The following is a 22,782-nucleotide window of genomic DNA, read 5'->3' as shown; positions in this document are numbered from 1 at the left end:
CCTTTGGCGATCTGGCCGCGCACTTGCTCACGCTGCACTCGCACGAGGGTCCGCTCTCATGTGGCCATGCCGCTATCGCTATCACTGGCCCTCCTGTCGGGTACCCTTTTAACCGGTCTAGTCGCCCGCGGGGCACGATCAGCAGAAGTCGGAGGACCTGCAACAACACCTCGAAAGCTTTAGCAACGAGTCCGAACAGGACGGCGCAATGCGATCGATTCCATCTGTGTTGACTACCACTTGCCGACGTCCGCTGGTTGGAGCCATTCGAGTCGTCGAATACTGCGCGCTATTCGATCTGACTTCACAGCCCGACCCGCTTCAAGTTCTGTTTGAGGGCGCGTGCGGCTGGCCGACAGGGGACACTACCCGTCGAGATCATGGAGCTGCCTCTTGGTGGAAAGCTCGCCGACGCCCTTAAATCTTCTGATTGCACTGGCCGACTTCCTGTCAATCGGCCCTTTAATTGCGGTTTGTTGTCAAGCTACCATTCTTTTTCTCTCCAGTGACACGCCGGTAGCGATTGCTCCGTCGGAGCTGGTCAGATTGCGGAGACGGAGCGATCGCGGATGGCGAGACGATTGCCTAGCGGGATTGGCAACCCGATGTCGTTGGCGGCTTCAGCGGAGTTGGGTTGATGTCGGACGCTGGGGTCATGGTCCTTTCCGAGGTCGCGAGCGCCTCATGATGATGTCCGGATCGGGCGCCTCAACGTTTGCAGCGGAGTGCGGGCGAACCGCCACCAGCCGATTGACCGAGGTCACCACGACCACCGTCCCGGCGGGACATCGCCAGTCCGGCGGACCGGACCAGGAACTTGCGGGCAAATATCAGATTGGCTTCGGCTGGCCCAAGTCAAACGATGTACCATCGACCCAGATGCAGTGGAGGATCACGGCGATCTTTCGGGCGATGGCGACCTTTGCTTTCTTCATGCCGATCCGCTTGGCGAGCTTCATGCCCCAGGCCTTTAGGGAAGACCACTTTTTGGTTCGATAAAGAAGGACAGTGGCGGCCTCGAACAAGTAAGTTCGGAGAAGCCGGTCGCCCCATCGAGATATCTTTCCATTAGAGTCGGTTTCGCCGGATTGGCTGCGCCTCGGCGTAAGGCCGAGGTAGGCGCCGACCGTCGAAGCCGATCGGAAGCGCGAGGGATCATCGATCGTGTGGCGGAACGTTAGGGCCGTCACGATACCGACCCGCGGGACCGTCATCAGGCGACGCGTCGTCTCGTCCAGCTTTGCCAACCGGCGGACCTCGTTGTCGAACTTACCTTGTTGTTGACAAACGTTCTCATGGATCGAGAGCAGCGGCGATATCACGCTGAGAAGCAAATGATCAACGCCCAAGAGTTCTCTGACCTGGTTGCGGAACTGTTGGCCGATCGCGCGAGGGAATAGTAATCCACATTCCTTGATCAAACTGCGAACCTGGTTCTCAATGTCTCGGCGCATGGACACCAGCCGAGACCTGGCGACAAGGATCGCTCGGATCTTCTGGCTCTCCTCACTTTTGACTTTGACCTCTCGATACCATCCAACCCTCACCAGTTCGGCAAGGCCTCGCGCATCATTCTGATCGCTCTTGTTCATGCGGACCGACAAGGCTGCGTGCGCATGCCGAGCGTCGATGCAGACCACCGGAAGCTCAACCCTGCGGAGTTCATGCCATAGCCAACTCGCCATCGCACCTGTCTCGAAGCCGATACGCTCGGCATGAGGCGCATGTTTGCGAAGCAGGTCCGTCAAGGCACCAGGATTAGACTTGGCTTTTCCTTCGAAGATTACTTGACCAGTCTCGTTGACCGCGCACACAGCGGTTTCTCTCTGTGAAACGTCAAGCCCGACGTACTGCTTCATGGGAGCTCCTTCGAATCATTTGATTGCGAGGGCTCGACGATAGCGGAGCTTGCCTGCCACGAGCGCCGACCGCAATTACGTCATCGTGTTCAAATTTGGCTCTCGTCTGCTCTGACGAGGCTTTGATGCAGCACCATTCTATTCTGCGCCGATTAGTCTGGCCTGAAGCAGATCGATTTTCCCGCGGCCGTACATTTGCCGTCTAACGAGTTTGAGGCGGATGATCTGCCCCTCGGTCTGCCCGTTAGACCAAGGCAAAGTGATTGCCGCCCGAACTGCCGCTTCATCAATCGTAACGCCACGAGCGAATGAGCAGATGAGACTGGCACGAGCGCGCTCGATCCATGACGATAGCTCGGCGGCGGCTCCGCGCCGGATCATCAAGTGGAATTCGGCTATGATCTCTCGAGCTTCGACAAGGGTGGGAGTGACCGCGGCTTTAGCGAATGCTCAGACCAAGATATCGGCGGCCTCAAATGGACGCGAACCCACTTTTCATCGGCTTAAACCCGGAAGGGCCTTCCAATGCGCAAGCGTTTGAAACGACGATGCGGTGTACAGCGGAGCTAGAATAGAATGCAATAGCCGGCGAATGGCAGGTGGTAGAATCTGTTTCAATGCAGGCCGAATGGCACATGGAGGGGTTTGCTGCTCCGAGCTCCTCCATCTTGAGCAATCTCGGCAACCGTAAAAGCGCCAGGCCGAAGCAAAAGAAGTCTAGTCCGACTTCGTCACCGGGCAATGCCACGACAGTTTCCGTCGCCGTGCGAAAACTTGCTCAGCATGATCGCGATATTTGCCGTGTCAGGCACCGTGCTGCTGGGCTTGCTAGCCGCCAAGCACTTTTAGCTTGGCATCGGGTCCGGCGCACCAGCGCACCCGACCCACCTAACCGAACATAGCGTCTCGCAGCGGGCTTGCCGTTCTGGTAGCGCCGCGCGATTTACGCCAGCAACTCCCGCTGACGCGCGTCACGTTGCGCTTTGAAAGCAGCGACGAAGGTCTCAAGGCCGGCCGAGGTTAAACCGTTCTCAGTGACGAGACCCAGCCGCGTGAGGTTGACCGTCTCGATCAGGCTGTCGCCATGCGTGGAACCTCCGCCGAACAGCTTAATGACAATTCTCTGCTCCTTGCGAGTCAGCTTGTTCCAGAGCGTCAAGTCGGGCATCCCGTGCCTCACGCGAATCGCTGCATGACACTGATGAATTAGCCGATCTCCCAGAGGCGAAATCGTGGCAGCGGCCTCAACGCTGTGAGTAGAGGCTAGTTTTTTGTAGATGCCCTGATGGTACCGAGCTCGCAACGCGGCGATGATGGTCGTGCACGGAGCCGACCCGCGCTAGAAAATGCGAGTTCGCTTGCGCATCTTACATCGCCGACGCTCGATCGCCAACACCTTGCGCGCGAGCCGACTGGCGTAAGCGGGAAGTGGCGCGAATGCGCCGCGATTCTTGAAGATCGCCTGATGCACGCATCCCAGTGTCTTTGGTTCGTCCAACTCTGGTCTTGACGGCTATGCCCGGCTCAGGCGAGGACAGTACATACTCTACATTCACACATTCACCCATAATTCATTTGGCAGGCCCGCAATTCTGATCCGGCCGCAAGTGCCCCTCGTTACCGCAAGCACTTCGATTTTGAGGCCGGATTTTGCTCGATGCTGTTGAACTGAGGCTTTGCAAGAGATCCCGAACTGCCCGGAGTTAATCAATGCTGCCAGCCCATCAACGAAGCTGTGCTTTGTAGGTAGACCCGCAAGCTCATCGATCCCCGCAGCTTCGAATAAGCCCTAATATTCCGGGCTGCACTCACTGCGGCACTTCTTCGCGAGCTGGTGTATCAACCGCAAGGTCGATGGCCGCCTCGAATTGCCGCCGAAGGTGGTTCAGGAGCGCCTTGGTCATTCGAGCATCGCAATGACCCTAGACATCCACGGTCACCTGTTTCCGCGTCATGATGACAGCGGGGAACTGGCCGCAGCGGAGCGGGTATTGCTTGGTTAATGCCAGGTTATCTGGTTAAGCTGTTGAAAAGGTTGATACTCCCGGACTTTGCAATGTCGTCGATCGATGACGTCCCGAAATGTCGCCGAACGACGACTTTTTCGGTTGTCAGCGAACGGTGACATACGCTAAAGTAAGCGAACGCTGACATTTGGATTGCCCATGCTCATACGTACACCTGCCGAGCTCGGCGCCGTCATTCGCGACAAACGCAAACGCCTCAAGCTCGACCAGTGGACACTGGCCAAGCGCATCGGCGTCAGCCGTCAATGGGTGATCGAGGTCGAGCACGGACATCCGCGCGCAGAGCTGGCGCTTGTCCTCCGCGCTCTCGACGTCCTCGGCATCCCTTTGGACGCAAACAGTGGAACGCCCACCAGCCGTGGGTCAACCTCCGCGGTTGATATCAACGCCATCGTCACCAAAGCCAAGAAGGGCAAAGCATGACGAGTGAACTTGTCGCGCTCCTGGACGGCAATGAAGTTGGCCGGGTGCGCAGCGATGCCCGCAGCCGGCTGACCTTCGTCTATAACGACGACTGGCGCGGATCAGCGGGAGCTTACCCTCTCTCGCTGTCCATGCCCCTTGCCGCACAGGAACACGGCCCTGCCGCCGTGCAGGCCTTTCTTTGGGGGCTTCTGCCGGACAATGAGCGCGTACTCGATCGTTGGGCAAAGAAGTTCCAGGTCTCAGCTCGCAACGTCTTTGCTCTCATTTCCAATGTCGGCGAGGATTGCGCCGGAGCCGTCCAGTTTGTAACGCCGGATCGGCTGGAAGATCTAAAGACAGGCAAAGACGACAAGATCGAATGGCTGGACGAGCCCGAACTAGCAAACCGGCTTCAGGCGTTGCGTGAGGATCATGCTGCCTGGCGTCTGCCCCGCGACACGGGCCAATTCAGTCTTGCGGGCGCCCAGCCGAAAACGGCTCTTACCCTGAAGAACAAGCGATGGGGCATTCCGTCCGGACGCATTCCGACCACCCATATCCTGAAACCGCCGACAGGCCACTTCGATGGTCACGCCGAGAATGAGCATATTTGCCTGCAACTGGCGCGCGAACTCGGGCTGCCGGCCGCTGAAACCAAGGTGATGTGGTTCGAAAAGGAAATCGCGATCGTGGTGGAACGCTACGATCGGCAAGTCCGTGGGAACGATATCATCCGCGTGCATCAGGAGGACATCTGCCAAGCCATGGGCATCCTCCCGACCAAGAAATACCAGAACGAGGGCGGACCAACGCCCGCCGATGTGATCGAGCTCCTACGCACCTACTCGACGGACCGCGAGGCTGACCTTGAGACGTTCGTCAGCGCTTTGGGCTTCAACTGGCTCATTGGAGGCTCCGACGCTCACGCAAAGAACTATTCCTTGCTTCTGGCTAGTGGCCCGCACGTACGCCTCGCACCGCTCTACGACATAGCCAGCATTCTTCCTTACGATCACGTCGACTTGCGGAAGGTCAAACTCGCCATGAAGGTCGGAGGCGAATACAAGCTCGATCAAATTGGGCTGCGCCAATGGCAGAAGTTCGCGCGCGAAACGCGGGCTGACGCGGATGTGGTCATTGGGACCCTGATCTCCATGGCCGGGCAGATCCCCGACCTCGTGAACGACATCCGCGCGCGCGCGCAAAAGGAGGGGTTGGAGAACGCCGTTATCGAGCGATTGGCAATAGCTTTGACCAAACGAGCGCAGGACTGCGAACGCCTTTTAAAGGGAACCTAGCTTTTGGGGGCTGGCAAATAGACCAGCATCAGCAGCAGCATGACGATCGTCGGCGTCGACATCGAGACCGCGATCATCGCGGCCATGATCGGTGCCGGCATTGCCGGCGCCGCTGATCATGATCTTCATGCAGGTTGTCAGCGGCAGTTTCGCGGGTCGTGAATGTCGCCGAGTAGTCACCCGCCCACTCGCGCTTCCACCTGGCAAGCGCGGCGTCGGCCACCGTGCGGCAATATCCGTCCGGGGTCATGAACCGGTGCTGCTCTCCGGCGGAGGAAATCCCGCCGATGCGCGCAGTGCCCTCCATGAAGACCTGAAGATCCTGGACTTCGTGCTCGCCGAATGTGTTCAGCCGACTGCGATTGAACGCGAACTCATACGCCCGCTCGAGCGAGGCCGTGATGTCCGCAAACAACAATAGGTCCAGCTTCGAGGGCGGACTCGTGGACGTACGCGCCCTTGTCTCCGGCCGGGAATCCGATGAAGGCCTCCGCCTTCGCCATCCGGAACTGATCAGGACCTGGTCGGCCTCGAACAGGAAGATGGTCCGCAACTCATCGAGCATTTGGTCATTGGTGGGAGGTGAGGGATGCGCAAAGCAAAATATGCATAAATGTTTGCATATATGCGTTTAATTGCTTGCCGAATCTACGTATGTCGAGAAAGCAAAATGATTTCAACAGCTAGGCAGTAGTATCGCTGGCCGACACCCGTCGAACCTTCGGGAGCCTAGAGCCGCTGAAGCCAGCGGCGGTGGGATCCCTGCTGCAACTTTCGGAGACTCGACAACGCCGGGACTGGAAAGCGTATCAGGAACATAGTAAGAACTATTCCCTTGGTTGCACCCTATTGAACCCACCCTCAACCAAAATATTCTGCCGCATATCATGAGTTCAGGGGCCGACTTGATGAGTCCTTCGGGATGAAGCCGGTCCAAGGAGCAGCGCCCATTGTCCTTGTTCCGCCATTTGCATGACGACGCGTTTCTGGCCTTTTCGCGCGATCACAAACACCTGTACGCAGCGTGTCTGCTCGAGCTGCATGAGCGCTTCTTTTCGGGCGCGCCGGCGTTTCCGACGCCCCAACAGGTCGTCCACGCCGTCTACGACGTCATGCGAGCGAATCCTGCGTTGTGGAACGAGGGCGATGATTTCGGCGCGCTGCCGGAAATGATCTCGGCGGGCCGCCGCCGCATCCGGAAGGCGGATGTCGCGCTCGCCTCCGAGAAGGGCGACAAAGCACTCGCCCTGGCACGGCAGCTCTACGCGCGGTTACTCGCCTGGGGATGGCTCGAGGAGGAGGAATACGGTCTGAGGGTCACCGTCGACATGGCGATGGGACCACTCCTCGTCATCCAGCGGTTGGCTAGTCTCAACAAGGATCTCTCGCAGCGGTTCGGCGGACTGATCGTGCAGATCCGTCTCAATCTCGAGGCAGTTGAAAAACTCACGCCCGAGATCACCGACCGTAAGCAGCGCGAAGCCGCACTAGCTGTCCGCGAGGCGCGCAACCAGGCCGACCAGTTCACCAAGAGCTTGCGGGCAATTCTCGCCGACCTGAAGCGCATCCGCCGGACGGTCATGGAGTCGAAGACCGTGGGCACTCGCCTGGAGGCCTTTTTCGAAGAGTTCGTCGACCAGCTCTTGTTGAAGGATTTCGAGTCCATCCTGACCGTCAACCATCCGTACCGGTTCCGCGACGCCATCGTCGACCTCGCCCGACGGGTCTCCTACACCCCCGAGACCATGCAGGTGCTCGCCGAGGAATACGTGGCAGCCAGTATGGCGTCCGATGTCGAGGACGGGCGAATGGCCGCTGCGGACGATCTGTTGGCGATCGAAAACATCTTCGAGCAGATCGGCGAGATGTTCGATCGGACCGAGACCTTCCGCAGGCAGCTCGAGGCCCGGGTCCGCAACACGATCAAATACGCCGAACGCGGAGCCCAGGGGCTCGTCGGACGGGCCGGCGACTTGGTACGTCGCTTGGACGCGCTGCTGCGCGACGGCCGGCACGACAAGGCGACCGTCGAGTGGAGCGTCGAGCCGCTGCGGTCACCCTGGTCGGAGCATCATCAGGCGCCGACCAGGCAGCCGCGCCGTCCCGTCGAGGCGAGGGCGCTCGCCGGACCGCCATCGGATCCGCTGTACGAGCTGCGCAAGAAACTCCGTCTCGAATACATCGCGCGCATCGCGCCGAACCCCGAGGACGTAAGACGCTTTCTCGAAGGGCAGGTACCTCCCTTCGCGACCAAAGAAGCCCGCTTCATGGAGATCGACACCGTGGACGACTTTCTCGCATTCGATTGCGCCCGTCGTTATGCGCTGACCGGCGAAGTGCCGGTGCAGATCGCCGCCGGATTCGAACTCGAGCCGTGTCCAGACACGCCGCCGCACGACAGCGACTGGCTTCGGTGCGCCAACTTCCTGGTCCGGCGTTCGGGCCCGCTCCGGAAGGGCAGGACGGTCCATGCTTAGTGAATTCGAGAACATCGAGAATTCCTCCGGCGCCGACAAGGCGGCCGATCTCCGCAAGGCGCTGCACTTCCTGTTGCGCCGACAATTCGTGTTCGCGGGAGACCCAAGGACCGGTAGCGTCTTCAACACGATCATGGACGGCCGCTTCCGCGATGTGATCGACGGCTTCTTCGACAGTTGCGGCTATCGGGTGCATCGCGATCCGGAGGCGCAGTGGGCAGGCATCGTCGCCATGGACGAGGACGTGCCACTGCCCCGGATGAAGCTCGACGAAACCATCGTGGTGCTGGTGCTGGCGGCATATTGGCAACAGGAGGTCAACATCGGCGCGGTCGAAGATCGCGCGGTCGTGGTGGCGACCTTGAACGACCTCTTCGACCGTTATCGGGAGATGGCCCAGCACAGTGGCGGAGGGGCGATCTCCGCAGCCCGTTTCCGCGACATCCTGCGCGAGGTCGCCCAGCGCAACCTGGTCGAGATCGGCGACTTCGACGACGAGCAGCAGGATTGGGAGGTCAGAATTCGCCCGATGATCAAGCTAATCAGCGGCGGTGACGCCCTTCAGCGCCTGGAGCGTTACGTCCGCAGCGAGGAGGCTCGTTTCCCGCAAAGGACGGGAGGAGAGACATGATGGAGCTCCGCCATCTCACGATGGTGAACTGGCATCTATTCGATGTTGCCGACATCGAAGTGGCCGGTCACGTCGGCGTGCTCGGCGAAAACCGCTCCGGCAAATCGACGATCCTGGACATGGCGCAGGTCGTTCTCACGGGCGGCAGCCGCCGCTTCCTGCGCCTGAACGCGGTCGCCGGCGACAGCGGAAAATCTCGCAGCGCCTCGAAACGCAGCGTCGTCGACTACTGTCTTGGAACTCTCGGCGAAGACCAGCGGCGGCGCGACGAGGCGCGCACCTACATCGCGCTCGGCTTCGAAGACGCGGACGGAGAGCGGCCATCGGTCACCATCGGCATGGCACTGGAGGCCCGAAAGTCAGACACCAGAGAGACCGTGCTTGCACTGTTCGTCGCGGTTGGAGCGATCCTGACATCCAAGGACTTCATCGAACAAAAAGGAAAGTCGCAGTACCCCGCGCAGTGGGACGACGTGCGCGCCAGGATTGTCGCCGCGGTCGGCGAGGCGAATTTCGTCAATCACCGCGACCGGGCGGGCGACTACGTCCGCGAGTACATGCGGCATCTCCTGCCGCACTCGCCGTGGGGCGAGCAGAACGCGAGCGCGCTGCAAAAGTCGATCGTCAACGCCATGACACTCGACCACAATCAGACCGCCACTCAGTTCGTGCGGAACTACATCCTCGAGGACAGTCCGATCGGGATCAAGGAGCTGCGCGAGTCGATCCAGACCTACCGCAACATCAGCGATACCATCCGGAAGATGCGCCTGAAGCTGGAGGCACTCAAGCAATTGAGGGAAATCCTGGCCAACCTGGAGGCGACATTCGAAGCCATTTTCCGCGAACAGTGGATCGCCAAGCGCGCGGAATGGCTCGCTGCGCGAGCCGCCAACCGCGAATTCAGGAACAAGCTGCGACTGGCAACGGCCCAGCGCGACGCCGCCACTGGCGAACTCAAGTTCCTGGACGACGACATCAAGGCGATCGACGACGAGATCGAACGACTGACCGAGGCCATCGCCCAGCACGATGCCAAGACCGGCAGGAAGTCGCTGCAGCAGAGCGCCTCGGTAGCCGAGCAGGCAGCGCAGCGCGCGACGTCCGATTTCAAGGCTCGGCTCGAGACGATCCGCCGGCTGCAGCCGCTGCGCGCGATGGCGGGCCACGGATTTGACGATCTCATTCCCGTCGTCGAGAGTCTCCTTGCCGCCGCAGGGACGAGCTCCGTCACCTCAGTTTCCGGGGAGCTCTCTGCCGCGGAAGCTGCTGTGACGGGCTTGGGCGCGCAGCGGCTCGCGAAAGTGGACGAGGGGCGTCAGACGATCATCGCACAGCTGTCGAAGCTACGCAGCGAGCGGAACGAGCTCCTCGAGCGGATCCGGCAGCATGCATCCGGAGGACCCGGAGCGCACCTGGAGGATGATACGAAACTCCTCTGCCAACGGCTTCGGCAGAAGGGAATGGCGCCGCGCGTGCTTTGCGAATTGATCGATGTCGCCGAGTCCGAATGGGCAGGAGCCGCGGAGGCCCTACTTGGCCGCGACCGCGATGCGGTGTTCGTCGACCGGACGCAGATCGAAGTCGCCACGGCAATCTTCAAGGAAGGACGCCGCGAATTCCGCCGTACCTCCCTTGTGAGTCTCAACAAGCTTGAACAGTTCAGGGCCAAGCCGGAGCGAGGAACTTTCCCCTCGATCTTCCGGACGCAGGATCCGGACGCGCTTTCGTTCATCATGCGCCGGTACGGCTCGGTTCGGCTTGCCGACACGCCGGACCAGTTCAATAGGCCCGGCCGCGCCATCATGAAGGACGGCCTCTACGACGACGGTCTCGTCCGGACGCATCGGTCGATCGACCCGTCGCAGCACAAGATCGGCAAGGCGGCGCAGTCGAGCGCGCTGCGCGCCCTGCAGGAGCGAGCCGAAGATCTGGCGGACTCGCTGGCGCTGGCCGAAAAGGAAGCTCAAATTGCCGACAGCGCCTTCATGGCGCTGAAGACGCTCTGTGATGCCCCTTCCAACGACCTGAAGGCCGCAGCCACGGCGTTTGCCGCAGCCCAAGCCGAGGCAGCGGACGCGCAGGCGAGGCTTGCGGCCCTCAACGGCGCCGGCGACGGCGGCCTCCGGGACAAAAAGCTGGCCCAGCACCAACACAAGCAGAGAAGACTTACGGAGCGCAAAACCCAGCAGGATGCCTTCAACAAGCACGACGGCGAGGTGAGGACGGCGCGAAGCAGGTTGAGCGATGGTGAAAACGTGCCTGGCTCTCAGCTCAACCTGAAGATCGCTTGGTCGCTCTTCGCCAAGAACCTCTCGCTCTACTCGGTGGCGAAAGGCCGCCCCGTGCACCGGGCGCGTCTCGACGCCCGGCCGCACAAGAACGAGGTCGAACGCCATCGCGTCATTGCGGAGAAGTCCGCCAAGGATGTCGAGGCGGCGAACGACAAGCGCAGGGAGATCGAGCGGGAGGTGCGCGAGGCGCTGGAGGTGTATTTCGGGGAGTTCGGCGTCAGCTCTCAGGTCGGCATCGAGAGCGAGCCTCTTCAGGAGGTGAAGCCCTGGATGACGCAGTTGATCGACGACATCGAGTCGAACGAGTTGCGCCAGTACGAGCGGCAGGCGCGTGAAGCGGCCGAGAAGGCCGCCACGCTGCTGCGCGGGGAGTTCATCAACGCGCTGACTTCGCGGATCGGCAAGATGGAGCGGGATCTGCAGTCCCTGACCCGCAGTCTGCATGCCCACCCATTCCACAACGAGCGCTATTCGTTCCACCGGACCCAGGTGGTGGAATTCCAACCAATCCTGAAGATCATCGAGATCGGCAAGACATCTCCGGAGGCATTGGACATGCTATTCCGCGGCGACGTCCCCGACGACTTTCCGCACAAGGACACGATCTTGGCGCTCGAGGCGTTGCTTGAGGATCCCGATAAGGACTTCACCCAATTCGAGGACTACCGAAACTTCTATACCTTCGAAATCCATATGGAGGACGTCGTGACGGGGCGGTCGAGCCGCTGGGAGCAGCGGCGCGGCACCGGATCAGGCGCCGAACAGCAGGTGCCGATCTACGTGGCCATCGGCGCCTCGCTTGCGGCCGTCTACGGCAGCGCGGAGCGGCGTGCCGGAAAGCCTTCGGGTTTCGCGCTTGCCATGTTCGACGAGGCCTTCTCCAAGATGGACGGCAAGAACCAGCGGCAGATGATGAGCTTCTACAAGAATTTGGGGCTACAGTTCGTGATCGCGGCGCCATTCGAGAAGCGGGTCGCGGTGCTGGAGCACATGGACACGATCGTGGAAGTGGATCGCATCGGCGAGCAGTCGAGGGCGACCGTGGTCGCGCTAAAAGAAAAGGCCAAGCGCGAACTGATGGCGATCGATCCGGATCTGATGTCCGAAGATGAGCTCGCCACGCGCCTTGCCGCCGAGTAGCCATGGCGCGGCGCTTCACTGACGCAAACGAGCTACTGAACGACCTCCTCGACCGATACGAAGGCGGGGCCGCGAGCCCCATAGCGCATCCGGACTACGACGCGTTTTCTTCTGTGGTAGCTGCCGATACATTCCTAAAGCAAATCGCGCGCGCCGAAGAGGCCGGCGCAGTCAGTCTCGGAATGGGGAAGGGCGCCAGACGAGACCAGATCGCGCACGTCAGGCTGCGCGCGGCCAATGCGCTTTATGGCCATCTAGGTCGCGTTCCGGCCGGACAGCTCGCGCAAGATGCTGGTATGCGACTCGTCGCCGGCCTCGCCTTGGACGGGCGCCTGGTCGAGGCAATCCCGTCGATCACAGATGCTTGGGGAAGAGGGAAGAGCTGGCATGGATTCGGGTCGTCGGATGTCAACAAGCTGCGCGATGCCTTCGCTCTCGCTCAGGCGATCCTGGACAACAAGCATCTCGACGTCGATTACAAAACATTTTCACGAAGGACGGTGGGTTACAGCAAGACGCTCGAGCACATAGAAGGCGTCGTCGTGCGGCTTCTCAACGGAATTCTCGAATTTCCGCCCGGCGCCCGCCCGCGAGAGGCGCTGCGAACCATCGGGTTAGAGCGCTTCGCTCCGCCGCTCCTGATCGCGGGGCGGATTGATCTAGATGGGGCCGATCTGTCCCGCGCCTCACCCCACTATCTCGGAATTACGCCCAAGGAGGCAGATCGTATCCGCTTTCGGGAGCCTCCGACTTACGTCCTGACGATAGAGAACTTCGCAAGCTTCAACAGGCACATTGCCGAGGCGGACCCTGGTCGACTTGGCACGACGATGTACGTGGGTGGCTATCCTTCGCTCGCCACCCAACAGGCGCTGCGAACGATCGCGGGCATGGTGTCCGAACGCACGCCGCTCTTCCATTGGTCGGACATCGATCCGGACGGCACCTGGATCTTCCATACGATCGAGCGTGCCGTCGGTCGCCCGGTTCGACCTCATTTGATGAGCGTCGAAATAGCTGAAAGATTCGGCGAGGTGCCGTCGAAAAAGTCGGCCCCGGCGAGATGTCCGCCGGAGTCCGGGATTGCAGCTCTGGCGGCGTACCTAGCGAAGGAAGATGCCAAGACGCTGGAGCAGGAGGAACTCGATCCCATCCTGCCTCTGCTTTTTTCCAACGAATAGAGGATGCTGAGACTGTGCGGACTTCGACCATCTTCCGATGCGGAGCGACGTTGTCACTCGCTTTCTATTGGGCTCTCCTTCGGCAAGCTTCAGCTCTAGCGAATCAGCAGGAGTTCCAAACTTGAGCCGTGGTCCTCAACACCCTTCCATAATCAGCAGAAGCAGCAGCAGAGGGGATCATGTGATCACAGTCGCAGGCTTCGACGAAACCAAGCTTGTGAATGTGCTGACCGAAAAAAGGCCTGTCATCGGCAACGACGCCGGCGCAGCCCAACGGGCCCATGGTCATAGCCATCTTGTTCGCCATGGTCTTCCTGGCGACCATGGTTTACGGGCCGCTCGGAGCGCTTCTCGTTGAACTCTTTCCGGTCCGCACTCCATACAGCGGCGTTTCCGTAGCCCTGCAACTCGGAAACGGCTGGATCGGCGGATTCGCTCCGTTCGTCGCGACCGCGGTCGTCATTGCGACCGGTAACATCTTCGCTGGGCCCTGGTACACGGTGGTGTTTGCCGGCCTGACGGCGATCGTCGGTGCGCTGTTGTTGCCGGAAACTCGTGGCCGCGACATCACTGTCTGATCGGGTGCGATCTGCGACACGTGGGCGTCAATGTTTGGCGCCGCGGGTCGTCGTACGTGCGGGCAGGGGGTGTCGCCGCGTTGCCGATGGCTTCGTGGTGGTCGGGGATGGTTTAGTTGGATGCTACCAGCAGGGTGACAAGAAGTAACAGCCTAACGAAGCGTTAGGCCAGTAGCTTAGGCAAGTTCTCAGCTCTCGCGGAGTGGAAGCTGTCCAATTGTGCAGCGGCTTGCTTGCTGTCGTACCTTGATTATGAGGCGCTGCCCGATCGGGCGCCGATGCTGCTTCCGACTAGGCAGCCTCGGCGAGGCTACCATCAACTGCTTATTCGGCGGACCGCCGACACGAGAGTTTCAACCTCCTGGAATGTATTGTAGTAATGCGGCGACGCGCGAACGACATCAGGAAGGTCTCTCCGCGTTGCGTCCAACGGGGTGCTTGTTGGTGGCGAGACTGACACATTGATTTTCCCTGCTGCCAAATGACGCATGACCTCGCGTGCACCCACGTTGCGAATTGTGAAGGAGACGATTGAAGCGGGACGTTCTCCCAGGTCATGAATCGACACTTCAGCGATTGCAGCGAGCAGTTCGCGCAGTCCATTCGCAAGCTGACGGCAACGTCGTTCGATTCTCTCGATGCCGATCGAAAGCGCGTAATCGACAGCTATCCCAAGTCCAAGCCGCGCTGCATAGTTTGATTCCCACGTCTCGAATCGTCGCGCGTCGGATCTAAGTTCGTAGCGCTCAGGTCCAACCCACGGTGCTCCGAACAGGTCGATCATGGCAGGTTCGACGCACTTCAGGAAATCGCTACGTATATACAGGAACCCTGTCCCGCGCGGACCGCGCAAGAACTTCCGGCCTGTTGCGGTAAGCATATCGCAACCAAGTGCACAGACATCGATCGGCATCTGCCCAACCGCCTGACACGCATCTAGCAAGTAGGGGATACCATGTCGGCGCGCGATCCGTCCCACGGCCTCAGCCGGATTCACGAGGCCGCCATTGGTCGGCACCCACGTGATAGCGATCAGTCGTACGCGAGCATCAATCATACGCTCGAGCGCTTTCGGGTCGAGAACACGATTTGCGTCGTCAGGTATGACCTCAACCCGTGCACCGGTACGACGCGCTACCTGCAACAACGCAACGTAGTTGGCCGCAAATTCGGCTGAGGTCGTGAGAATTCGGTCTTCTGGGCCAAAGGAAAGCGAATAAAAGGCGCGCTGCCATGCCAGAGTGGCGTTCTCGGCTAGCGCGATCTCCTCCCGTCTGGAGCCGACGAGCCGGGCGATGCTGTCGTACACGCCGTCCAGGCGAGCGGTGTTCTCAGCGCTTGCCTCATAGCCGCCAATTTCCGCTTCGCGCTGCAGGTATTCGATCATGCCGCCGACAACCTGCTTCGGCATCAATGCCGCGCCCGCATTATTAAAATGGAGTCGATTTGCGACGCCTGGTGTATCTTCCCGCAAACGATCCACGTCGGAATCGGAAAGATCCGCGAATTCCGAACAACCTGTCGGCTGTGAAAAAGACGGCTGCACCGGAAATCACCTTTCCTCAACTTAAGGCCCCGTTCGGCCAAGTTCAGTGCACGAGTCTTCGAAGCGTAACTGGAGCTTCAGGCCCAAACCGGGCGTTTTACATCGAACAATGCCCAATTCTGTCATCGAGCAGCTCAAACTTTGCGGTAATCGCCATCGGGTTTCGCCAGAGTATGGTCTGACACGAGGGAGGACGAATTGCGAGCGCCCCTACAGCCTGTCAAGGCTGCATCGACCGATCCATCCAGCCATCTTCGACCCATGCTGCTGCGTCCGTCCTCGGACGTAAAGCACATTCCTTGGTGGTGCGACCGAAACGCAGGGGAGGAGCCGCTCTGCCTGCTTCGAGCTTGTCCGCGCTACGCTCCTACCAAACTGATCTCTCTGCCGCGTACAGCCGAGAAGCTGGGCGTAGGCGAGATCTGGATCAAGGACGAGACACAGCGACTCGGCATAGGCAGCTTCAAAGGGCTCGGCGGTGCATACGCGGTGCTGAAGCTCGCTATGAAACACGTTGAGGGACGGACGGGACGAGCGAGTCTGCCGGCAGAGTTGTTGGAGCCTGGTGTGCGATCCATGCTTTCCGAACTCACATTTTCCTGCGCTTCGGATGGGAATCATGGTCGTTCGGTATCGGCAGGAGCGAGGCTCATCGGAGCGCGGGCTGTCGTGTATCTCCACGAAGGCGTGAGCGACGAGCGAGCCGCTCATATCTCGAGGCTCGGCGCTGCGATCGTGCGTGTGGCCGGAGACTATCACGACTCTGTCGAGGCCGCGGCCAAGGCAGCTTCGCAGGACGGTTGTATTGCTGTCCCGGATACAGTCGGGCCGGGAGAAGATGAGACTGCCTGCACGCTCGTGGTCCAGGGCTACTCAATCCTGATCGACGAAATCATTGCAGCGACGGCGGGACAACCAAAGCCATTTACGCATGTTCTGGTTCAGGCTGGCGTAGGAGGCCTTGCAGCAAGCGTGTTCGGCCACGGCTGGGCGCGAGGTCTATTCGGGCGCGATACCCATCTGTGGATCGTGGAGCCAGAACGGTCGGCATGCCTCTACGAGAGCGCTCATGCAGACAGGCCTGTACGTCTTCCGTCGGGGCCGCCCACGAACATGGCCATGCTCGAGTGCCAGAGCCCGTCGTTGCTCGTTTGGCCCATCATCGAATCCATGTCCACTGGCTTCCTTACTGTCACAGACGAGCAAGCGGCCGATGCGGTTCGTCTACTAAATGCAGGCGTGTCCGACGATCCGCGTCTTCGGGTTGGCGAGTCGGGAGCGGCGGGATTTGCCGGTCTCATCAGAGCAGCTGGCGAAGATCGAGACAGGCTCGCACTCGGACAGTCTTCGAAAGTTCTGCTGTTCGCGACTGAAGGCCCCACAGACCTCTCAGCCTGGAGCGGGAGCCGTTAGGCTGCGGCGAAGAGAGCGCGCACGTCCAGTCAGGAAACGTCGAGATTGATGCGCGTCGTGAACTTGACTGTCTGCATCGCAACGAAGGTTGTGAACGACTTGATATTCTTGTCAGGGAAAAACGCCCTTTCAGTGAAAGCTCCATACTCTTCCATCGAATCCGTATTGACGACCAATATGAAATCGGCTGCCCCGGTCACGTAGTAACATTGCGTGACCTCGGGATAGCCGCTCATTCGGCTCTTGAAGGTGTCGAGCAGAGGAAGGTGTTCCTGTTCCAGAGCGACGAGCACAATTGACGTCACCCGCTTTCCCGTGACCGACGGGGCTACGATCGAAACATCAGACATGATCGCGCCGCTCTCGCGTAGCCGCCGTAGTCGACGCAGGCAGGATGTCGGTGACAGGCCTACACGCTCCCCAAGCTCTTCCGAGGTCTGCTGATTGTTCTCCTGAAGCAACATCAGCAACTTGAGATCGAGGCGATCGAGATCCGCGCGCGTGACGGCCATCCGAACTTCCCTCAAGATTGCAACTTTCCGGCACGGAGGAATGAAAAACGGCGAATTCCGCCGCCGGCACGTCACATTATATGCGCGAGCAGTGTCGGAGCAAGTGTCGTCATCAGGTAAAGGGAGAGCAGCTATGGTCGACATCGTGAGACGCAGACTTCTTCAGGGCACCGCGCTCATCGGAGGCCTTGCGGCGACGCGCTCGCTATTTCCGGCTCCCGCGATCGCTCAAATTCCAAAAGGCACCGGCGAAGTCGTCGTCTATGACGGCGGCGGGTCCTGGGGTGAAGCAAAGCGGATAGCCTACTTCGAGCCTTTCGAGCGCGAGACCGGCATCAAGGTGATCGCGCAACCTCGCACCGATACGGGAGCTGTGCGCGCGAGCGTTCTCGCGGGGGCGCCTCGGTATGACGTCACGATTCTGCCGGGTGGTAAGGCGCCGACATTCGAGCGAGATAATCTGCTGCTCCCGATCGACTACGGTTATTTCGACAAGTCCGACCTGGAGGCGTTTAGTCCTGTCAAGGTCGGCAAGTTCACCGTGCCTGCGATCGTCTATTCGCTCTTCATCGCGTACGACGCGTCGAAGTTTACATCCAATGCACCGAACTCGTGGGCTGATGTCTGGGATGTCCAGAAATTTGCAGGCCGACGTTCGTTGATGGCCGGTACCTGGGCCTCCGATGGCGGGACGTTCGAGGCAGCGCTGATGGCGGACGGTGTTGAGCCCTCGAAACTCTATCCAATTGATTGGGATCGGGCGTTCAAGAGCCTCAGTCGCATCAAACCGAACATCGTGAAATGGTGGAACAACGGGGCGGAAGCGCCCCAGCTTATCATCGACAAGCTCATCACAGCCGGCAGCGCCTGGAATGGCCGGGTTTCCGCGGCGAACGAACAGGGGGCGAAAATTGGCTACACCTGGAATCAGGGTATCTTGCAATACGACTGCTGGGTCGTCTTGAAGGGTACCAAAAACGCGGAAAACGCGTTCAAATTCCTCGCCTTCTCCGCGCGAGCTGAAAACCAGGCGAAATTCGTGCAGCACATACTCTATGCACCGCCAAACTCGCGCGCCTACGACTTCATCCCGCCTGACCGCGCCAAGCTTCTGCCCACCTCGCCGGATGCGCGGAAACAGCAGTTCGTGCAGGACTATGAATTCTGGAACGCTCGGTCCGCTGGGGAGCGCGCGAACAACGAAATCGCCGTGGCTCAGTGGGAGCGATGGCTGGCTGGTGCGCGGTAGGATCGCGATGTCGAATTCGAGCGCAACCATAGGACTGAGGCGGAGCTGGTCGATTGGATGGGACAAGCTCACGCCTGTCCTGTTGCTTCTTCCGATCGTGGTGCTGTTCGCGTTCGGCTACCTGATGCCGCTGTCCCAGCTTGCGCTCAAGAGCCTGCAATCGGATGGTGGTTGGTCCCTCAAGAGCTATGTCGAAATCGCGAGCTCTTCCTCATTCTTTTGGATCGTGCTGAGGACGCTCACGCTTGCCTTGACAGTGACCGGCATCTGCCTGGTGATCGCATATCCACTGGCTTATACGATCTCTCGATGTTCACAGAGAGTGGCGACGCTTTTGCTCTTCATCGTCACTCTCCCGTACCTCACAAGCGTCCTCATCCGAACATATGCCTGGATCGTTCTGCTTAGTCCCAACGGGCCGATAAACAAGGCGCTTCTCGCGCTTGGTGCGATTTCCGAGCCGCTCCAGATGGTCTTTAATTCCATCGGAGTCTATATTGGCATGGTGCAGGTCCAGCTCCCGCTTATGGTATTTCCTCTGTATGCGGCGCTGACACGAGTCAATCCGAATTTGACGAGAGCCGCACAGGGCTTGGGAAGTCCACCATCGGATGCATTCCTTCGCATTACGCTTCCGGCATCGATGCCCGGCCTTGTCAGCGGATGTACGCTCGTTTTCCTCTCCTGCCTGGGATTCTATATCACGCCGGAGCTTCTTGGCGGGCCGGACGACTATCTTATTGCGCAAGGCATTAGCCTTAGAGTCCTTATCCTCGGGAATTTTAGCGAGGCGGCCGCGCAATCCTCTCTGCTCTTGCTCGCAGTCGTTGTGATCTTTCTTATATTTCGGCGGCGCATTGCGGAAGAGCTCGACGACCGCCCGGGATCGGATGTTATCCCTGCATCGAGCGTCCTCGACTTGCGGTCTCCCGTCAGACGACCATTCGCAGAGCGCTTGTCCTCGCTGTCGCACGGTCCCATTTTACGCCTGCACGAATTTCTGTCTAAGATTCGTAAGCCGGTACTGTACGCGTCAGCAGGATTCGCCCTTCTCCTGCTCGTCCTCCCCTTTGCGGCGGTCATTCCGCTGGCGTTCAGTGACGCTCCGTATCTGACGTTCCCGCCGCCAGCCTATTCGCTTCGGTGGTTTTCTCGGCTGTTCAGTAACACCCAGTGGCTGGATGCGCTGAGCTTCAGCTTGCGCTGGGCGGGCTTGTCGGCGCTCTTGAGTGTTGCGGTTGGCGTCCCAGCCGCCTTCGCATTGGTCCGTCATCGCTTTTTCGGGCGACTTCCGATCTACCTTCTTCTGATCTCGCCCCTTATCGTTCCGCATGTCGTCATGGCCGTCTCGCTCTTCTTTGCGCTTGCAGGATCGCCGTTGATCGGCTCTCCCCTGGCATTTGCACTCAGCTACACGATCATCGGAACGCCATACGCTGTCGTCGTTATGATTGCCGGCTTGAAGCGCTTCGATCGTAACCTCGAGCGGGCGGCATCGAGCCTTGGCGCAGGCCCGATAACCACCTTACGGACCGTGACTTTGCCTCTTCTGTTTCCGACGCTCGCGAGCGCGGCGATATTCGCCTTCATCGTGGGCTTCGACGACGTGGTGTTTGGCCTTTTCCTGAGTGGGCCATCCGCGACGCCGCTGCCTATGCGAATGTGGGACAATATCCGCCTGGAGATCAGTCCGCAGATCGCGGTGATCGCTGTCTTGTTCCTGGCCGTGCTGGTTCTGCTTTGCTTATTGCGTCTCTTCGTCGGAGCAGCCCTTGAAGGACGCCGGACGCAGGTTGGAGCTTGACAATGAAGATGACGACTTTGGGACGCGTCGCATCGCATTGGCACAAGGGTGATCTCGTTGGTGTCGCTAGGCAATATTTTAAGAGCAGAAAGTTGTAACATGGTTCGCGATCTCACCTTCTCTGTCGACGAGTACAGGCGGCGATTGTTGTTGGTTCAGGCGCTGATGGCGGCTCGTCGCTTGGACTGCGTTATTCTCGATGAACCGGAGATGATGGCGTGGCTGTCTGGCTACACCGTCTCTGAGAACCTCTGGCGTACATGCATCGTGCCGGCCTCGGGCGAGCCCTTCCTTCTGGTTCGCAAGCTCGATATACCGCCGGCGCGCCAGCGGAGCTGGATGGAAGATATCGTCGGCTTCGGCGACTGGGATGATCCGCTGGTCGCCCTGGTAGATGCCTTGCGCGAGCGGAGCATCACCCACAAGCACATCGGTGCCGACTTTCAATCGAACTCCTTCACCGTTCAGCGACACAATCGCCTTCGCGAGCTTCTCCCTGGCTCTGACATTTGCGATCTCGAACGCTCTGCATGGAGCCTCAGAGGACGAAAGTCGGCCGAGGAGATCGCCCACATGAAGCGCGCGGGCTCCCTTCTGGACAGCGCCCTGCAAGCGACCGTGAGGGAGATCGAACGTGGAAAGAGCCAGCGCGATGTCGCGGGGGCCGCTGCAAGCGCCTATTACAAACTCGGGTTTGACGATGGCTTCGTCGGTCCGCTGAATGTCGGATCCGGCTGGGACTCTCTACATGGATTTCTCGAAGAGCGACCTCTGGCGGACGGTGACATCGTTCACATCGAGCTCCTGCCTCGCCTGCGCTTCTATACTGTTCGCATTATGCGCTCTGTCATCGTGGGGCGAGCAACCGATGAGCAGAGGGCGGCTGCGGAGACCCTAATCTCGCTACAGGACCAGCAAATTGCTGCGCTTCGGCCTGGTGCGGCAGCTGCCGACGTCGATCGCATCGTGCGGGAAGGTGTTGTGGCGGCGGGCTTGCGTGATTCCTACGACAATATCACCGGCTATACGCTTGGAGTGACGCCACTCGTCTCTCAGCATACCAGTGATCTATATCGCTGCTTCACTCCCCACTCGGACTGGGTGATTGAGGAGGGCATGGTCTTCCACATGTATACCTCGGCCGCAGGTCTTGCGATCAGCGATTCCATCGTCGTGACCAGGAGCGGAGGCGAACGACTGACCAAGACGCCACGACAGATCTTCGAAACGGACGCAACATGACAATCATTGCAGCGATGACCGCCGAGCATTCGACTAGCATTCCTGTGTCCAGCAAGGACAAGCGGGGCGCGGTGTCGGTCGACGCGATCACCAAGATGTTCGGTTCGGTGAAAGCAGTCGACGGCGTCTCGTTGTCGGTAGAGCCCGGCGAGTTCGTCGCCCTGCTCGGATCCAGTGGGTCCGGGAAGTCCACGCTCCTGATGATGATCGCTGGCTTCGAGATTCCTTCTTCGGGCGATATCAAGCTTGATGGCGTCCGGATCAACGATGTTCCCGGACATCGCCGTGGTTTTGGAATGGTGTTCCAAAACTATGCACTCTTCCCGCATATGACCATCGCGGAGAACATTGCGTATCCTCTTCGTAGACGCGGCATGAGCGGCCGCGATGTCGAACGTGAGGTCACGAAGGCATTGAAGCTGGTCGCGCTCGACGGTTACGGTGCGCGGCTTCCAAGCCAGATTTCGGGAGGGCAGCAGCAACGTGTCGCGCTGGCCCGTGCATTGGTGTTCCGTCCGGCTCTTCTGTTGATGGACGAGCCGCTCGGGGCTCTCGATCGCAAGCTTCGGCAGCAGCTCCAGATGGAGATCAAGCTGATCCATAAGGAGGTAGGCAGCACCATCATCTTCGTCACTCACGATCAGGAAGAAGCCCTGTCAATGGCCGATCGCGTGGCCGTTCTTGAGCATGGCCGCCTGCAGCAGTTCGGATCTCCTCGTGAACTGTACGAGGAGCCGGCTACGGCCTTCGTCGCTGATTTCATCGGCGAGACGAATTTCTTGCCCGCCGAGCTAAGCCGGTCTGGCGAAAATGTTGAAGTAGCAACGCCGGATCTCGGGCTGTGCGTTGACCTACGCAAGGAGCAGGTGCTCTCTCAGCAGGATCGAGGGCTGCTCGCGGTGCGCCCCGAATTTATCCGTTTGGAGATCGATGACGAGGGCAAAGCGACGGTGCTGGAGTCCGCGTACACCGGCACCAACCAGAGCGTTTTGGTGCAAGTGGGCGGGCTGAGGCTGACCGCGCGGATTCCGGTCAAGCCAGGACGGCCGCTATTCCAATCCGGTCAGCGGGTCCGCGTTGAGATCGAAGCTGTGCATACTCGCGTGTTTCCGGCCGCCCGTTGAGC

General features: G+C 59.8%; 17 protein-coding genes and 2 pseudogenes. 14 read left to right on the top strand and 5 right to left on the bottom strand.

Annotated features, from left to right (window positions below; all coding sequences use genetic code 11):
• Nucleotides 1-830: 830 nt before the first annotated feature.
• The 3 genes and pseudogenes from LRP30_RS30230 to LRP30_RS30220 all read right to left on the bottom strand — a co-directional run bounded on the left by LRP30_RS30230 (nucleotide 831) and on the right by LRP30_RS30220 (nucleotide 3,027).
• Nucleotides 831-1,859: an IS110 family transposase gene (locus LRP30_RS30230; protein WP_249757124.1), complete on the bottom strand. Its 1,029-nt coding sequence runs from the start codon at nucleotides 1,857-1,859 to the stop codon at nucleotides 831-833.
• 138 nt (nucleotides 1,860-1,997) lie between these two features.
• Nucleotides 1,998-2,279, bottom strand: a pseudogene (locus LRP30_RS30225) (ISL3 family transposase); the annotation flags it as partial.
• A gap of 523 nt (nucleotides 2,280-2,802) precedes the next feature.
• Entirely contained in the window at nucleotides 2,803-3,027 is a 225-nt protein-coding gene (locus LRP30_RS30220; RefSeq protein WP_249757123.1) for a hypothetical protein, read from the bottom strand.
• A gap of 625 nt (nucleotides 3,028-3,652) precedes the next feature.
• On the opposite strand from LRP30_RS30220, the pseudogene LRP30_RS30215 reads away from it, so the two are divergent.
• From LRP30_RS30215 to LRP30_RS30175, 9 genes and pseudogenes are all read left to right on the top strand, one after another.
• Nucleotides 3,653-3,862: pseudogene (locus tag LRP30_RS30215) on the top strand (site-specific integrase); the annotation flags it as partial.
• A gap of 162 nt (nucleotides 3,863-4,024) precedes the next feature.
• Nucleotides 4,025-4,309 (top strand): helix-turn-helix domain-containing protein, encoded by a 285-nt coding sequence (locus LRP30_RS30210; RefSeq protein WP_249761859.1) that lies wholly within the window; start codon nucleotides 4,025-4,027, stop codon nucleotides 4,307-4,309.
• Nucleotides 4,306-5,589: a type II toxin-antitoxin system HipA family toxin gene (locus tag LRP30_RS30205; RefSeq protein WP_249757122.1), complete on the top strand. Its 1,284-nt coding sequence runs from the start codon at nucleotides 4,306-4,308 to the stop codon at nucleotides 5,587-5,589. The genes LRP30_RS30210 and LRP30_RS30205 overlap by 4 nt, the downstream gene beginning before the upstream one ends.
• 100 nt (nucleotides 5,590-5,689) lie before the next feature.
• Nucleotides 5,690-6,010 (top strand): hypothetical protein, encoded by a 321-nt coding sequence (locus LRP30_RS30200; RefSeq protein ID WP_249757121.1) that lies wholly within the window; start codon nucleotides 5,690-5,692, stop codon nucleotides 6,008-6,010.
• Nucleotides 6,011-6,539: 529 nt separating this feature from the next.
• Complete coding sequence (locus tag LRP30_RS30195) at nucleotides 6,540-8,066, top strand: Wadjet anti-phage system protein JetA family protein (RefSeq protein ID WP_249757120.1); 1,527 nt, start codon at nucleotides 6,540-6,542, stop codon at nucleotides 8,064-8,066.
• Nucleotides 8,059-8,697, top strand: coding sequence for a DUF4194 domain-containing protein (locus tag LRP30_RS30190; protein ID WP_249757119.1), 639 nt, complete (start codon nucleotides 8,059-8,061; stop codon nucleotides 8,695-8,697). The genes LRP30_RS30195 and LRP30_RS30190 overlap by 8 nt, the downstream gene beginning before the upstream one ends.
• Nucleotides 8,694-12,131 carry an SbcC/MukB-like Walker B domain-containing protein gene (locus tag LRP30_RS30185; RefSeq protein WP_249757118.1) on the top strand — a complete coding sequence of 1,146 codons (3,438 nt, stop codon included), beginning with the start codon at nucleotides 8,694-8,696 and terminating at the stop codon, nucleotides 12,129-12,131. Before LRP30_RS30190 ends, LRP30_RS30185 begins: the two co-directional genes overlap by 4 nt.
• Before the next feature lie 2 nt (nucleotides 12,132-12,133).
• The gene (locus tag LRP30_RS30180) at nucleotides 12,134-13,312 is read left to right on the top strand and encodes a Wadjet anti-phage system protein JetD domain-containing protein (protein WP_249757117.1); all 1,179 of its coding nucleotides are present in this window, start codon (nucleotides 12,134-12,136) and stop codon (nucleotides 13,310-13,312) included.
• A gap of 281 nt (nucleotides 13,313-13,593) precedes the next feature.
• On the top strand, nucleotides 13,594-13,890 hold the full coding sequence (locus LRP30_RS30175; RefSeq protein WP_249757116.1) for a hypothetical protein: 297 nt from the start codon (nucleotides 13,594-13,596) through the stop codon (nucleotides 13,888-13,890).
• A 316-nt stretch (nucleotides 13,891-14,206) separates the two neighbouring features.
• On the opposite strand, the gene LRP30_RS30170 is transcribed toward LRP30_RS30175, so the two are convergent.
• Entirely contained in the window at nucleotides 14,207-15,436 is a 1,230-nt protein-coding gene (locus LRP30_RS30170; RefSeq protein ID WP_249757115.1) for an aminotransferase class V-fold PLP-dependent enzyme, read from the bottom strand.
• Between the two features lie 261 nt (nucleotides 15,437-15,697).
• Here LRP30_RS30170 and LRP30_RS30165 point away from each other — a divergent pair, with 261 nt between their 5' ends.
• Nucleotides 15,698-16,849 (top strand): diaminopropionate ammonia-lyase, encoded by a 1,152-nt coding sequence (locus LRP30_RS30165; RefSeq protein WP_249757114.1) that lies wholly within the window; start codon nucleotides 15,698-15,700, stop codon nucleotides 16,847-16,849.
• A 29-nt stretch (nucleotides 16,850-16,878) separates the two neighbouring features.
• On the opposite strand, the gene LRP30_RS30160 is transcribed toward LRP30_RS30165, so the two are convergent.
• Nucleotides 16,879-17,361, bottom strand: coding sequence for an Lrp/AsnC family transcriptional regulator (locus tag LRP30_RS30160; RefSeq protein WP_091893989.1), 483 nt, complete (start codon nucleotides 17,359-17,361; stop codon nucleotides 16,879-16,881).
• Nucleotides 17,362-17,494: 133 nt separating this feature from the next.
• On the opposite strand from LRP30_RS30160, the gene LRP30_RS30155 reads away from it, so the two are divergent.
• From LRP30_RS30155 to LRP30_RS30140, 4 genes are all read left to right on the top strand, one after another.
• A complete protein-coding gene (locus tag LRP30_RS30155) occupies nucleotides 17,495-18,610 on the top strand; it encodes an ABC transporter substrate-binding protein (RefSeq protein WP_249757113.1) in 1,116 nt (371 codons plus the stop codon).
• 7 nt (nucleotides 18,611-18,617) lie between these two features.
• A complete protein-coding gene (locus tag LRP30_RS30150) occupies nucleotides 18,618-20,414 on the top strand; it encodes an ABC transporter permease subunit (RefSeq protein ID WP_249757112.1) in 1,797 nt (598 codons plus the stop codon).
• A 99-nt stretch (nucleotides 20,415-20,513) separates the two neighbouring features.
• Nucleotides 20,514-21,656, top strand: coding sequence for a Xaa-Pro peptidase family protein (locus LRP30_RS30145; protein ID WP_249757111.1), 1,143 nt, complete (start codon nucleotides 20,514-20,516; stop codon nucleotides 21,654-21,656).
• Complete coding sequence (locus LRP30_RS30140) at nucleotides 21,653-22,780, top strand: ABC transporter ATP-binding protein (RefSeq protein WP_249757110.1); 1,128 nt, start codon at nucleotides 21,653-21,655, stop codon at nucleotides 22,778-22,780. Before LRP30_RS30145 ends, LRP30_RS30140 begins: the two co-directional genes overlap by 4 nt.
• The last annotated feature ends 2 nt before the right edge of the window (nucleotides 22,781-22,782 follow it).

The organism is Bradyrhizobium sp. C-145 (genome assembly GCF_023375135.1).
Classification (GTDB): Bacteria; Pseudomonadota; Alphaproteobacteria; order Rhizobiales; family Xanthobacteraceae; genus Bradyrhizobium; species Bradyrhizobium zhanjiangense.
Note: the sequence above shows the minus strand (reverse complement) of the source record. Positions and strands in the feature narration are given on the sequence as shown.

What these genes read in the sequence shown, in the direction of transcription:
- LRP30_RS30165 (WP_249757114.1), top strand. Translation starts at nt 15,698, where the DNA reads ATGCTGCTGCGTCCGTCCTCGGACGTAAAGCACATTCCTTGGTGGTGC.
- LRP30_RS30145 (WP_249757111.1), top strand. Translation starts at nt 20,514, where the DNA reads ATGGTTCGCGATCTCACCTTCTCTGTCGACGAGTACAGGCGGCGATTG.
- LRP30_RS30230 (WP_249757124.1), bottom strand. Translation starts at nt 1,859, where the DNA reads ATGAAGCAGTACGTCGGGCTTGACGTTTCACAGAGAGAAACCGCTGTG.
- LRP30_RS30205 (WP_249757122.1), top strand. Translation starts at nt 4,306, where the DNA reads ATGACGAGTGAACTTGTCGCGCTCCTGGACGGCAATGAAGTTGGCCGG.
- LRP30_RS30140 (WP_249757110.1), top strand. Translation starts at nt 21,653, where the DNA reads ATGACAATCATTGCAGCGATGACCGCCGAGCATTCGACTAGCATTCCT.
- LRP30_RS30160 (WP_091893989.1), bottom strand. Translation starts at nt 17,361, where the DNA reads ATGGCCGTCACGCGCGCGGATCTCGATCGCCTCGATCTCAAGTTGCTG.
- LRP30_RS30220 (WP_249757123.1), bottom strand. Translation starts at nt 3,027, where the DNA reads ATGCCCGACTTGACGCTCTGGAACAAGCTGACTCGCAAGGAGCAGAGA.
- LRP30_RS30185 (WP_249757118.1), top strand. Translation starts at nt 8,694, where the DNA reads ATGATGGAGCTCCGCCATCTCACGATGGTGAACTGGCATCTATTCGAT.
- LRP30_RS30210 (WP_249761859.1), top strand. Translation starts at nt 4,025, where the DNA reads ATGCTCATACGTACACCTGCCGAGCTCGGCGCCGTCATTCGCGACAAA.
- LRP30_RS30190 (WP_249757119.1), top strand. Translation starts at nt 8,059, where the DNA reads ATGCTTAGTGAATTCGAGAACATCGAGAATTCCTCCGGCGCCGACAAG.
- LRP30_RS30175 (WP_249757116.1), top strand. Translation starts at nt 13,594, where the DNA reads ATGGTCATAGCCATCTTGTTCGCCATGGTCTTCCTGGCGACCATGGTT.
- LRP30_RS30150 (WP_249757112.1), top strand. Translation starts at nt 18,618, where the DNA reads ATGTCGAATTCGAGCGCAACCATAGGACTGAGGCGGAGCTGGTCGATT.
- LRP30_RS30180 (WP_249757117.1), top strand. Translation starts at nt 12,134, where the DNA reads ATGGCGCGGCGCTTCACTGACGCAAACGAGCTACTGAACGACCTCCTC.
- LRP30_RS30155 (WP_249757113.1), top strand. Translation starts at nt 17,495, where the DNA reads ATGGTCGACATCGTGAGACGCAGACTTCTTCAGGGCACCGCGCTCATC.